This is a genomic window from Saccharomonospora sp. NB11 (genome assembly GCF_015910535.1).
Taxonomy (GTDB): domain Bacteria; phylum Actinomycetota; class Actinomycetes; order Mycobacteriales; family Pseudonocardiaceae; genus Saccharomonospora.
This window is the reverse complement of the sequence record NZ_JACBJG010000002.1, coordinates 280693-293063: the sequence shown is the minus strand read 5'-3', so window position 1 is coordinate 293063 and position 12371 is coordinate 280693. Positions and strand designations below refer to the sequence as shown.

12 protein-coding genes are annotated in these 12371 nt (G+C 69.8%); 6 read left to right on the top strand and 6 right to left on the bottom strand.

Translation table 11 applies throughout. The features are described 5' to 3' along the window. Positions 1 to 811: 811 nt before the first annotated feature. Positions 812 to 2065 carry an MFS transporter gene (locus JAV51_RS03620; RefSeq protein WP_197319169.1) on the bottom strand — a complete coding sequence of 418 codons (1254 nt, stop codon included), beginning with the start codon at positions 2063 to 2065 and terminating at the stop codon, positions 812 to 814. Positions 2066 to 2158: 93 nt separating this feature from the next. On the opposite strand from JAV51_RS03620, the gene JAV51_RS03615 reads away from it, so the two are divergent. Further along, positions 2159 to 2521, top strand: a complete 363-nt coding sequence (locus tag JAV51_RS03615) for a helix-turn-helix transcriptional regulator (RefSeq protein WP_197319168.1) — start codon at positions 2159 to 2161, stop codon at positions 2519 to 2521. A gap of 110 nt (positions 2522 to 2631) precedes the next feature. Beyond that, on the top strand, positions 2632 to 3009 hold the full coding sequence (locus JAV51_RS03610) for a VOC family protein (RefSeq protein ID WP_197319167.1): 378 nt from the start codon (positions 2632 to 2634) through the stop codon (positions 3007 to 3009). 40 nt (positions 3010 to 3049) lie between these two features. On the opposite strand, the gene JAV51_RS20175 is transcribed toward JAV51_RS03610, so the two are convergent. Further along, positions 3050 to 3277: a hypothetical protein gene (locus tag JAV51_RS20175; protein ID WP_231641338.1), complete on the bottom strand. Its 228-nt coding sequence runs from the start codon at positions 3275 to 3277 to the stop codon at positions 3050 to 3052. 701 nt (positions 3278 to 3978) lie between these two features. After that, positions 3979 to 4464 carry a carboxymuconolactone decarboxylase family protein gene (locus tag JAV51_RS03600; RefSeq protein WP_197319165.1) on the bottom strand — a complete coding sequence of 162 codons (486 nt, stop codon included), beginning with the start codon at positions 4462 to 4464 and terminating at the stop codon, positions 3979 to 3981. Between the two features lie 172 nt (positions 4465 to 4636). Between JAV51_RS03600 and JAV51_RS03595 the strand changes: the two genes are divergently transcribed. Next, a complete protein-coding gene (locus tag JAV51_RS03595; RefSeq protein WP_197319164.1) occupies positions 4637 to 5563 on the top strand; it encodes an RNA polymerase sigma-70 factor in 927 nt (308 codons plus the stop codon). 205 nt (positions 5564 to 5768) lie between these two features. Here JAV51_RS03595 and JAV51_RS03590 read toward each other — a convergent pair whose 3' ends face one another. Genes JAV51_RS03590 through JAV51_RS03580 form a run of 3 tightly spaced genes read right to left on the bottom strand, consistent with a single transcriptional unit; the run spans position 5769 to position 8645 of the window. Then, the gene (locus JAV51_RS03590; RefSeq protein WP_307845723.1) at positions 5769 to 6413 is read right to left on the bottom strand and encodes a response regulator transcription factor; all 645 of its coding nucleotides are present in this window, start codon (positions 6411 to 6413) and stop codon (positions 5769 to 5771) included. Then, positions 6410 to 7525, bottom strand: coding sequence for a hypothetical protein (locus JAV51_RS03585; RefSeq protein WP_197319162.1), 1116 nt, complete (start codon positions 7523 to 7525; stop codon positions 6410 to 6412). The genes JAV51_RS03590 and JAV51_RS03585 overlap by 4 nt, the downstream gene beginning before the upstream one ends. Further along, positions 7518 to 8645, bottom strand: a complete 1128-nt coding sequence (locus JAV51_RS03580) for a sensor histidine kinase (RefSeq protein ID WP_197319161.1) — start codon at positions 8643 to 8645, stop codon at positions 7518 to 7520. Before JAV51_RS03580 ends, JAV51_RS03585 begins: the two co-directional genes overlap by 8 nt. A gap of 403 nt (positions 8646 to 9048) precedes the next feature. Here JAV51_RS03580 and JAV51_RS03575 point away from each other — a divergent pair, with 403 nt between their 5' ends. From JAV51_RS03575 to JAV51_RS03565, 3 genes are all read left to right on the top strand, one after another. Next, positions 9049 to 9870, top strand: a complete 822-nt coding sequence (locus JAV51_RS03575) for an alpha/beta fold hydrolase (RefSeq protein WP_197319160.1) — start codon at positions 9049 to 9051, stop codon at positions 9868 to 9870. Between the two features lie 128 nt (positions 9871 to 9998). Beyond that, the gene (locus tag JAV51_RS03570; protein WP_197319159.1) at positions 9999 to 11417 is read left to right on the top strand and encodes a serine hydrolase; all 1419 of its coding nucleotides are present in this window, start codon (positions 9999 to 10001) and stop codon (positions 11415 to 11417) included. Beyond that, positions 11414 to 12349: a sensor histidine kinase gene (locus tag JAV51_RS03565; protein ID WP_197319158.1), complete on the top strand. Its 936-nt coding sequence runs from the start codon at positions 11414 to 11416 to the stop codon at positions 12347 to 12349. The genes JAV51_RS03570 and JAV51_RS03565 overlap by 4 nt, the downstream gene beginning before the upstream one ends. Positions 12350 to 12371 lie beyond the last annotated feature (22 nt).

The window sequence follows — 12371 nt, the reverse complement described above, 5'->3', positions numbered from 1 at the left end:
GCGATTCAGTACTCTCAAGACGTCCAAGACCTCCTTGAAACCGATGGTGCGCGGACAACAGGCGCGGCCCCTGTGCCAGCAAGGGCCGCGCCATTTCACGTGGTGCAGTACCACTGCGCACAATTCTGCGGTCAATCGAAGATCGACTTCATCTCCTGCGCACATGCGAGCGCTGAGCGGTATCCCCCAAACGATGAACGGCTGGCTGACTTCGGTCCTGACGCTCAGTGATGTCGAGAGCTTCGACCTTTCGTCTCATGGTCCGATGAAATGCGTGTGCGCATGCACGTGCACTGAGTGAAACCGCAGGTCAACCCCTCTTTGCTCTGATGGTCATGATTGAGTGGTTGAGATGAGGTCGAGCGTTCACTCGTGTGGGTGAAATCAGTTGTTAAGTGGCATAACGTAACTCATATGCGTCCGATTGGTCGCGGAGAGTGAATAGGTGAGATGGCCGCTTCGCGGCTTCGAGTCGCACTGTCAGGTCGGGCAAAGGGAATATGAAACTGCTGCCGCCTGGATCCCATGGCGGCCTCTGCTCGCATGATCGGGCGGTCGACGCTGCGGCGAACCATTGGGACGCCATGGTGCAGTCCGCCTGTCCTCGCCGATCCGACTCGGGCCACGTACGACAGCTCCTCGCCGATTCTCAGCTATCGCTCTGAGGCCGCGTAAGGCAGGTGGCATGGTGTGGCGCCAAGATGGCTGCTGAGGTCGAAGGCTCGCGTCGACGATCTCGTGGGGTGCGGGCCTCGGCCCGTCGATCGTCCGCTTCGTCATGTCACGAGCCGGCTTGTCTTCCTCGTGCGCCTCACCTCGAACTACTCACGTCCGGCTCGCCGGTCGTCCGTGTGGTCGCCGTGGGCATGGTGGCGTGTGCGCTCGTCTGGGCCCGGACGGCGACGAGGGTGGTCGCGGCGATGACGCCCACGATGCCCGCGAACGTGAGCACTGCGGAGGGCAGTCCAAGAGCGTCGGCGGCGTAGCCGGTGGCGATCGGGAGTGCGGCGGCCGGGACGTAGCCCGCGATGTTCAATGCGGCGTTCGACTCCGCGCGTCGGTTCTCGGGGACGCGCGTGGCGATCAACGTGAGTCCCGCGAGTTGTCCGAGGCCCTGCGCGACACCGGCGAGCACTGCCGATGCCGCGAACACGGTGGCCGAGGGCCACGCTGTCACGGCGAGTCCGAGCAACGCCATGCTGCTGACGGCTGCGACGGAGCTGAGCAGCAGATGGGTGCGGGTGGTCAGGCGGGCGAGGGCGAACTGGATTCCCGTCGCAGCGAGGAACATCGTGCATGCGATCGCTCCCGCCACGAACGAGTTGTCGGTGTCGATCGCCTCGCGCAGCACGGAAGGGCCGAGGGAGAGCACGAACGACGTCGCGGTGATGCCGGGAGCGAACGTCGCGACACCCCACGCCACGTCCCGGCGGTTCTCGGCCGGCGGGCTCGGGAGCCGCCACGGTCGCCGCGGCGTCGGCGCCGGGCGCGTCAACGGGAGCAGAGCCGCGAGGACCAAGGCGGTGACGGTGATGACGCTCGTGATCGTGAACACCGTCGCGTGCGGACGGTCGTGGGACTGCGCCAGCAGGCCCGCGACGAGTGGCCCGAGACCGGCGCCGAAGACCATCGCGGAGGAGGCCAGCAGTGAGGCTCGGTGGCGTGAGCGCGCCGGGGCGAGGTCGACCACCGCCGCCATTCCGGCGGTCACCGCCGCGCCGACGGCGATCCCGGCGAGCAGTCGTGCGACCAGCAGCCAGACGACGTTCTGGGCTGCCAGGAACGCCACGCTGGAGACGACCGCGAGCAGCGCACCGGGCACGAGCACCACACGTCTGCCGTGCCGGTCCGCGATGCGCCCCGCGACCAGCAGCGTGCCGACGAGCCCGGCGATGTAGGCCGCGAAGATCACCGTCAACGTGCCCGAGGAGAAGCCCCACTCGTCCTGCCACCGCACGTAGAGGGGTGTCGGCGCGTTCGACAGTGCGAACACCGCGGTCACGATGCTCGCTGCCGCGACCGACCACCTCACGTTCGTCCCGACCGACTCGTCGTCGACTGCCACCCTGCCTCCAAGTTCGAATTGAGTCGTACTGGTACGAACATATTCGAACTGTGCGCGGTACGAGTCAACCCGTACTGTGGGTACGATGAGGGAATGAGGGCTCTCGCGCCGACCTACCGGGACGACACGGTTCCGCCCGACCTGCCGCCGCCGCTGCCCGAACCCGACCGCGACGACATCCGGTTGGAGAAGGTCTTCGCCGTGTTGGCCGAGCCCTTGCGCCTCACGATCGTGCGGCGGCTCCTCACCGAGTCGGAAAACTACGACCACGCCTGCGGGTGGTTCGGGTTCGACCGTCCGAAGTCGACTCTCACGCACCACTTCAAGGCGCTGCGTGAGGCCGGGGTCATCAGGCAGCGCCAGTACGGTCTCGAACGTCGGAGCCGGGTTCGCCTCGACGATCTCGACGCACGCTTCCCCGGACTCGTCGATCTCGTCCTCGGCTGGACTCCCTAGCACGGCTGACCACGGGGAACGACGTCGACAGCCCATCGACGTCGAATCGCCTTCGTCCTGAGGCGTTCGCGGGTACCGTGACCGCACCACGCTGCGACGGGAGGTCTCTCATGGTCAGCAGGTTCACCGAACTCGCGATCGACTGCGCCGAGCCACGCGAGCTGGCCCGGTTCTGGTGTGCCGTTCTCGGTGCCGAGATCCAGGACGAGAGCGACGGTCTCGTCACCATCGGACCCGCCGACGTCGAGCAGCGGCAAGGGCCGGTGGCGCCCGTCCTGACGTTCGCGCCGGTGCCCGAGGGCAAGACCGGCAAGAACCGACTGCACCTCGACGTCAATCCTGTCGATCGCGACCAGGACGCGGAGGTGCGGCGACTACTGGATCTGGGGGCTCGGCGTGTCGACGTCGGGCAGGGGGAACAGAGTTGGGTGGTGCTCGCCGACCCCGAGGGCAACGAGCTCTGTGTGCTCGCGAGCCGTCGGCCCTGACCGGCCCGTTCGAGTCAGACGGGCCGGTCAGGCGGAACGCCTACAGGTTCGCGGTTCGGCGCGGGGAGACGAGAATGCCGGACACCGCGCCGATACCGATTCCGGTCATCGACGTCACGACGAGGCCGAGCACCGGGGCCCACTGGGCCACCAGCACCACCACGGTCATCCCCACGGCGACGAACAGCACGAACAGCAGGGTCAGCCGCAGCGTCGTGCCCCACTCGTCGAGCACGCGGGCCGCGAGACACGTCCGGCGTCCGGCCACGGTCTGTGTGCTCTGAGTGTCGTCCGCGGAACGAACGTCCCCGTGCTGGTGGAACACGTGACCGGAACGGAGCGGGTTCGCTCTGCCATCTGGCGTTTGACCGAGGTCGACTTGTACCCTCGTCACGTCCAACTCTCCTCACGTTAGATGCGGACACCGGCGCGACTCCTGATGCCGCAGGAGCCGCGCCTTTCTGTGTGGCCGCGTCCGTGGCCACAAGGTCATCTTGCTTCCTTCGGCCTACTCAGTTCATCCTTCTGCCGCCATCGAGCGATGAACGGCGCCGTACGTTCGCCGAACGGCTGATCGAATCGAGCGAGGACAGGTGCCCTTTCGTTCCCGCGCAATTCCCGTGCCACTGCACCCCGAAACTGCACGTGCAGATTCATGTGTGCGGCGAAAACCGGCCTCCCGTGACGGTCCCGGCGCCGACGAGTCGTCTCGGGGTCGAGTGGCTGCCGCGTCGGGCTCAACCAACTGGCCCCTGTGGACGGCACGGCTCGCGATCCCATGGGGCACAGGGCTTTGCGGTCGATGTGGTGGTAGGGAACGGCCGCCTCCCGGCGGGGCGACGCCTCGCGCGTCAGGGCGGTCTTGTGACCGGGCGCCTTTCGTGCTGGCGACGTCGCGAGTCGAGTCCGGGCGTGGTGGAGGTGTGCGAGGACCCCGGCCGTCGGGTGGCGACCGGGGTCTTCGGTGACTCAGTTCAGCAGCTCGGCTGCCGTGTCGGGCTGGTACTCGCCGGCCGGGTTGCGCACGATCACGTTCAGCCGGTTCGCCGCGTTGATCAGTGCCACCAGCGAGACCAGGGCCGCGATCTGGTCGTCGTCGTAGTGCTCACGCACCCGTGCCCACGTCTCGTCGGACACGCCGGTGTGGGCGTCGGCGAGTCGGGTGCCTTCCTCCGCGAGGGCCAACGCGGCGCGCTCGGCCTCGGTGAAGACGGTCGCCTCGCGCCAGACGGCGACCAGGTTGAGGCGCTCCGGAGACTCGCCGGCGGCCGTGGCCTCCTTGGTGTGCATGTCGACGCAGAAGCCGCAGCCGTTGATTTGGCTGGCCCGCAACGACACCAGAGCTTGGGTCGTCGCGGGCAGGGGGGACTGCTGGATCACCAGGGCGGCGTTGAAGAACCGCTTGGCGAAAGCGGCGGAGGTCTGGTTGCCGAACAGGTCGAAACGGGCGGTCATCGTCGTCTCCTTGTCTCGATGTGGTGTGGGGGACGACCACCAGATGCCGCCGAGTGGAACGCTGTGACAGCGAAGCGGTGTGACGCACGGCACGGCGTTTCGGTCCGGCGTTCCTGTCACGGCGTCGGTGGGACCGGCGTCTGGAGGGGAACACCGGGAGGGAAGGGAAACCATGAACGAGACACCGCACGCCGAGAATCACGCCGCGCGCGACGAGACGACCGATGCGGCCACGGCGGCGTTTCTCGCTCACCGCAATCTGTTGTTCACGGTGGCGTACGAGATGTTGGGCTCGGCCGCCGACGCGGAGGACGTGCTGCAGGAGACCTGGTTGCGTTGGGTGGGCGTCGACCTGGGGGCGGTGCGCGACCAGCGCGCGTACCTGGTGCGGATCACGACCCGGCAGGCGCTCACCCGGCTGCGGACGCTCGGACGACGCAAGGAGTCCTACGTCGGGCCGTGGTTGCCCGAGCCGTTGCTCACGTCGCCGGACGTGGCCGAGGACGTCGAGCTCGCCGAGAGCGTGTCGATGGCGATGCTGCTCGTGTTGGAGACCCTCAAGCCCGTCGAGCGTGCGGTCTTCGTGCTGCGCGACGTCTTCGACTTCGGCTACGACGAGATCGCGCAGGCCGTCGACAAGAGCCCCGCCGCCGTGCGGCAGATCGCCCACCGGGCGCGCGAGCACGTCGCCGCGCGTCGTCCCCGGTCCGACGCGTCCCCCGACGACGTGCGGGGTGCGCTCGACGCGTTCCACCGCGCCATCGTGACGGGTGACGTGGACGGGTTGATGACAGCCCTCGCGCCCGACGTGGTGCTGCTCGGCGACGGCGGTGGGCTCCGGCAGGCCGTGCCGAGGCCCGTGGTCGGCGCCGACAAGGTGGCGCGCCTGCTGGTGCTGGGGCTCGGCAAGCTGGCCGATTCGCTGTCGTGGGAGCCGGTGCACGTCAACGGTCACCCTGCGGTCGCCATCCGGTCGAACGGCGAGCTGGAGAGCGTGGTGGCCCTGCGGATCGACGACGGTCTCGTCACCGGCCTCTACGCCGTGCGCAACCCGGAGAAGCTCGCGCGCATGGACCGGGAACACGTGCTGAGCCGCTGATCAGGAGTTGCGCCGCCGTGACCGTCCCGCAGGTCCGGTGGGTCGATCGGGTCCGTCGGGTGATTGTCGGGTGTTCACCTGACAACGGCGTGCGTCCCGGTCGCCTACGCTCGCCACGTCGGGAGGGATCGAGGGGGTCGGGTGTGCGTGTCGGTGGGGGGGAGACCGGCGCACCCGACCTTCCATCGGCGCGAGCAGGCCGGACTCAGCTCGCCGTGTCGTTCAGCTCGGCCAGAGTGACGATGCCGTCGTCCAGTGCCCGGCTGACCAGCTCGCTCTTCGTGCGTGCCGTTCTGCCCACGGCGGCGTACTTCGTCCGCACGCGCGTGATGTAGGTGTCGACCGTCTTCTCGGTGATGCGCAGTCGTTCGGCGACGAGTCGTTTGGAGGCCGAGGCGAACCACGCGCGCAGCACCTCGATCTCCCGGGTCGACAGTCTGGGCCTGCCCGGGGTGTCGTCGGACATCAGTGCGCCCGACAGGGACGGCGCGGTGTAGGAGTCGCCTTCGGCCGCCGCGCGAATGGCGGGGACGAGGTGTTCCGGTCCTTCCCGCTTGGTCAGGTAGGCGAGAGCGCCGAGGTCGACGCACTTGATCGCCGTCGCGTTGTCGGCGTGTTGCGAGTAGACGACCACGCGGCGGCCCGCGTCGGCGAGCCGACGCAGTTCCCCGAACGCCGGTCTGCCCGGCACGAGTTCCAGGTCGAAGATCACCACGTCGGCGTCCGAACCCGGAGGGGTCCAGACGTTGGCCAGCCGACCCTCGGCGTCGAGCAACGCGATGGGCGGCACCGCGTTCTCGCACCAGAACCGCACGCCCGCGGCGATGGCGGCGTGATCGTCGACGATCACGGCCGTGACAGGGGCGCCGGTTCGGTGACCGGTTTCCATACGACCTCCAACCATGTCGTGTCCTCGGCGGTGAACACCTCCGCGCGGACGTCCCGTTTCGGTCTCGGCGGGTCGAGACGGCCGCAGTCGGCGACGACGTTGACCGACACCATGTCGGGCGTGCCGACCACCGTGACCCGCGCCGAGGTCGACGCGGTTGCGAGCGCGGTGAGCGTGGCGTCGGTGAGGTCGCGACGCACGTCCGCCGGGAGCGCGGGCAGGCGCCCGCGACTGTCCAGCTCCACCTCCACGCCCTTGCGGTCGGCGACGTCGGCGCAGTGGCGCAGCTCGTGCAGCAGCGGGTCCGCGACCGTGTCGATCTCGGCGAACAGCCGCCGCATGCGGGCCGCCTCGACGGCACAGCGACGTCGCACCGTCGGGTCCTCGGGTGACAGTGACCCGTCCGCGAGTCCCTCCAGGAGCGGCACCGTGGTGTCGGAGAGCTCGCCGAATCGCTGCTGTCGCCGCCGGTGTGCTTCCTCGGCGACGGCCTCGGCAGTTCGGATTCGTTCGGTCTCCCGTCGCGCTGCCACGGTGGACGCGGTGAATCGCCGCAGCGCCGACACCAACACGGCCGCGCACAGGGGATAGCCGAGGACTCCGACGGACCCGGTTGCGAGCCGTTGCAGCGCGGACCGGGTGACGTCCTCGAACAGCAGCAGGTGCAGCACGGCGACCAGCTCGTGAGCGAGCAGGAACGTCACGAGGGCGCGCGCGGGCCGGTTGAGCAGCACGATCAGGCCGACCCAGTTGGCGGTGCCGAAGGCCCAGTCCACGGCGGTCGAGGTCTTGCCGTCCGGCAGGGTCGCGTAGGACGTCGCGGAAGCGGCGAGGACCAGCAGGATGGCAGGCGCCTGCCAGGGTCCCCACGACTGCTGCCTCACGATCAGCAACCACTCGACGGCGAGGACGGCGGCCAGCGCGGCGAAGGCGGACACCTGTGCGAGCGGATGCTCGTAGGTGTCGAGCCGGGACAGCAGGGTGCGCAGCCCCAGACCGAACAGGACGGCCACGGCGATGAGCAGCATCGCCGCCCGAATACCGCGCTGGAGCTCGGCGGAGTGCTCAGCCATCGGCCTCACCCCAGTCGAGCCGCACGACGGTGCCTGCGCCGGGGGCGGACGTCACGGTCGCCGTGCCACCGATGCGGCGCACCCTGCCGCGCACCGACTCCGATAGTCCGCGGCGGGTGGCGGGGACGTCGGCGGCGCGGAAACCCCGGCCGTCGTCGGCGATCTCCAGGCGAAGGCGCGACGCGTCACCGGTCAGGGTGACCGTGGCCCGGTCGGTTCCCGCGTGCCGGCGGACGTTGGTGAGAGCTTCCGCGGTCGCGTCGGCGAGGGCCCGCGCGACCCCGAAGGGCAGCTCCAGCCGGGACGGCGTGTCCAGCTCGATCGTCAACCGGGTCGCCTCGGCGTCGTCACGGAGCAGGGCGACCAGATCGCCACGGCGAGGGGTGCGGTCCTGGCGGGAGCGCAATCGGTCGAGGTCGCGCCGTGCCTGCGCGGCGAGCCAGTCCGCGTCGCGCGGGACCTGGCCGGTGCCCACCATCAGCAACGTGGTCGCCGCGGTGTCGTGCAGGGTGGTGGCGAGGTCGCGTTCCTCGGCGCGGACCGCCGCGGCCACGACCGACTTCCGGCGCTCGCGCTCGGCCTCCGCGGCGGCGTGGTCGGCGCGGTTCGCGGCTCGGCCCACGATCGTCCATCCCGCCCGGGACAGCGCGGCGGCCACCGGCACCCAGGCCATCGACACCACGAGCTGGGTGTCGGTTCCGGCGGTGGCGACGATCGCGACCATGCCACCGCCGACGGCGAGTGTGGCGAGCGCGCCCACCACCGGCGGGGTGCACCACTGCCAGCTCACCGCGGCGAAGGTGACCAGCAGGCGAAGCCACCCGGCGTTCTGGTGCTCGACGGCGTCGGTGACGAAGACGCTCAGGCCCACCGCCAGCAGGACGACCACGTCCACGACGACGGGGTACGACCGCGTGGTTCCGGCGAGGAGCCGGCAGTACGCGCACGTCCAGCCCACCGCGACGGTCACGGTGACGGCCGTGGCGACCAGCCGCTCCGGCTCGGCGCGCAACAGTGCGATCGACGCGAGCGGCAGCAGGATGACGAGGCGGAGAGCGATCGCGTATCGCCGACCGAGTCGGCGCAGCAGTTGCCGGGAGTCCCCACCCAGTTCGATCACCCTGTCCGCCGTGAGAGCAAGCCGGCTCGGAGGGTATCGGGCTCCCGGACCCGGCACGGGAACAACGCCGGATTCGTCTCGGGCGAGCCAACTGGTCGGAACCAGGAGTTCAGTCAGCGGCACACAGCGTGCGGTTCCGGACCGCGGTCCGGAAATGGCCTCTGGTCACGTGGCGGGCACATGGACGAACGTCACTATCTGGCGACCCCGCGGGTGAGAACCGGTTTAACCGTATTCAGGCCGGGTCACCTCGCTGGCGAGGCCGCTGGGCGTCACCGGAACGCGTGTCGCGTATTCGGTCGACGGTGACGACGTCGTCTCCGGCGCCCCACGGAAGGTCCCGAGATCGAGTCGGTCGAGGGGCAGGTTCACACCGTTGCCAGGCAGGGAGGAAAACCGACTCATGAGCACCATCACCACCGACGACGGCACCGAGATCTACTACAAGGACTGGGGTGAAGGCCCCGTCGTGACGTTCTCGCACGGTTGGCCTCTCAACGCCGACGCGTGGGACCAGCAGATGTTCTTCCTCGCGGAACACGGGTACCGGGTGATCGCGCACGACCGGCGCGGCCACGGCCGGTCGAGCCAGCCCTCGTCCGGCAACGACATGGACACCTACGCCGACGACCTGGCCGCACTGATCAACGCCCTTGATCTGCACGACGCGGTCCTGGTCGGCCACTCCACCGGGGGCGGCGAGGTCGCTCGCTACATCGGGCGGCACGGCAGCGACCGCGTCGCGAAGGCGGTGCTGATCGCCGCGGTGCCGCCGCTGCTGATCCAGAGCCCGGACAACCCCGCCGGGGTGCCCAAGGAGGTGCTCGACGGGCTGCGGGCCAGTGTCCTCGCCGACCGGTCGACCTTCTACCAGGAGCTGGCGACCCAGTTCTACGGTGCGAACCGGCCCGGAAGCGACGTGCCGCGTGGTCTGCTCGACCAGTTCTGGCTGTGGGGCATGCAGGTGGGACTCAAGAACGCCTACGAGTGCATCGCGGCGTTCTCGGAGACCGACTTCACCGACGACCTGAAGAAGATCGACGTGCCGACGCTGCTCATGCAGGGTGAGGACGACCAGATCGTGCCGATCGACGCGTCGTCCCGCCGCACCGCCCAGTTGGTCGAGGATGTGCGGGAGGTCTACTACCCGGGCGCGTCGCACGGGCTCACCGCCACGCTGGCCGACCGCGTCAACGCCGACCTGCTGGCGTTCATTCGCGAGTAGGTCCGAACCGTCCTCCAACTCGACCTCGGTCTCGCGGGGTCGCCGGAGCCACCCCTCACTTTCGTCAGGGGTGGCTCCGGTCGTTCGTCGGATCCGTGGCGGAGTGTCCACTTTCTACGGTGTCCGACATGACACGCGTACTTTCCTTGTTGGTCGTCATGGCCGTGGCGCTCGGCCTGTCGGCTTCGCCGGTCTCGGCGGCTCGGCCCGCGAGTGACGACATCGCCGCCTATCTCGATCGCGCTCTGGAGGGCACGGGCGTCCCGGGGCTGGCCGCCGTCGTCACGTATCAGGACGAGATCGTGCACGCCTCGGGCCACGGCGTCGACGCCGACGGACAGGCGATCACCGAGCACACGCCGATGCGGGTGGCCTCGCTCAGCAAGTCGTTCACGGCCGCGGCTGTCCTGACGCTGGTCGACGACGGGCGGATCGCCCTCGACACGCCGGTGGTCGAGTACCTCCCCGAGTTCCGTATGGCCGACGATCGCGCCCGGCGGATCACCGTGCGGCAGGTGTTGAACCAGACTTCCGGGTTGTCGGACACCGGTGTGGACGTCGTCGCCGCCGAGCGCGCCACCTCACTGGCCGACTACGTGGCCGCGCTGCACGACGGGTCGTTGGCCTCCGACCCCGGCACTCGGTGGGAGTACTGCAACGCCAACTACGAGGTCGCCGCCCGGCTCGTCGAGGTGGTCGGCGGGCAACCGTTCGGCGACTACCTGCGCGAGCACGTGTTCACCCCGCTCGGGATGTCACGGAGCACCGTGAACGCCGACGAGGTGAAACCCGGCCACAACTCGCTGTTCGGGCTCTGGCTGGCTCGACCGGAGCTGGATCGCAACCGCTACGGCGGGGGTGCGGGCGGTGTCGTCACCACGGCACACGACCTGGGTCGGTGGTTGATCGCACAGAACGGGCTGGGGCCCGCCGTCGTGACGCCCGAGAGCCTCGCGGTGATGCACCGGCCGGTCGGTGAGGCCGAGTACGGGATGGGATGGGGGCTGCAGCGGATCGGCGACCGCGACCTCCTCGTCCACAGCGGGAACCTCTTCACCTACACGGCAGTGCAGGCGGTCGATCCCGCGAGCGGCTGGGGATTCGCGGTGCTGCTCAACAGCGCGGGACTCCACGACGACGCCTACGACGTGCTTGTCGGGCTGGTGGAGTTGAGCGGGGGACGAACGCCGGAGATTCCCGGCGGTGGGCGGCAGGGCGCGGAACTCGCACTCGGGCTGCTGGCGTTCGCGGCGACGGGACTGGGAGTGCTCGGTGTGATGCGGTCCCGGCGGTGGGCACGGCGTCGCGCGGGCACCGCGTGGTGGCGGACTCTGCCCCGATGGGCGGCGCTCGGCGTGCCGATCGTCCTGCTCGTCGCCTACCCGGAGCTGGCGTCGGTGCTGATGAACGGCAGGACCGTCACCTGGGCGCAGGTCACCTATTTCGCGTTGCCTCTCACCGTCACGCTCGCGGCGGCAGCGCTCGCGGCGACGGCGACCGTGGTGGCACGGGTGATCGCCGTGCGCTCGGTAGAGTCGACGCGATGAGAAACGGGGCGGTCCTGGTCGCGGTGGTGTCGGCGGGGCTGGTGAACGCGGTGGACCTCGACGTCGTCCCGCTCTGGCGGCAGATGGCCTTCGTGGTCGTGGCCGCGGCGGCGTACTTGCACGGGCGTCATCTCACGGTGCGGCGTGCGTGGCCGGTGTTCCTCGCCGCCGTCGGCGTCTCGGCGGGGTTCGCCCTGGTGGACGTCTCGACAGGCGTGGGCATGGTCGCGATGCTGGCCTTGTTCGTCGGATCACCCTGGCTGGTCGGCCGGTCGCGCAGGCAACAGCACGACCTCGTGGTCGCGGGCCGCGAACGCGTGGCGCACCTGGAACGTGAACGTGAACTCGTCGCCGCCCACGCCGCACTGCGGGAACGGACCCGAATCGCGTCGGAGCTGCACGACGCGCTCGGACACGAGTTGGCTCTGTTGTCCCTGCGGGCCGGTGCGCTGGAACTGGCCCCGGGCCTCACGGCGGCACACCAGCAGGCCGCGGCGGAGGTTCGGGCGGGAGCCGTGGCCGCGACGGACCGGCTGCGGGAGGTCGTCGGTGTGCTGCGGGAGAACGACGGTGGCGAGCCGTCCCCCACGGTGGCCGAACTCGTGACGCGCGCCCGTGCCGCGGGCATGGAGATCACCGCCGACCTCCCGTCGAGACCGTTGCGCGGGGACGTGCACCGCGTCGTGCGCGAGGCCCTGACCAACGCCGCCCGGCACGCACCCGGCGCCGCGGTGTCGGTGCGCGTGCGTGAGGACGCCGACGGTCTGTGCGTCACGGTGTCGAACTCGCATCGCGGCGCCGCCGCGCACGCGGGCACGGGTACCGGGCTCACCACCCTGCGGTCCTCGTTGGCCGCCACCGGCGCCACGCTGTCGGTGGCCGACGACGGCGAGCACTTCACCGTGACGGCGCACTGGCCGGGACGAGCATGACCGAGAGCGCGGAGGGGCGGTC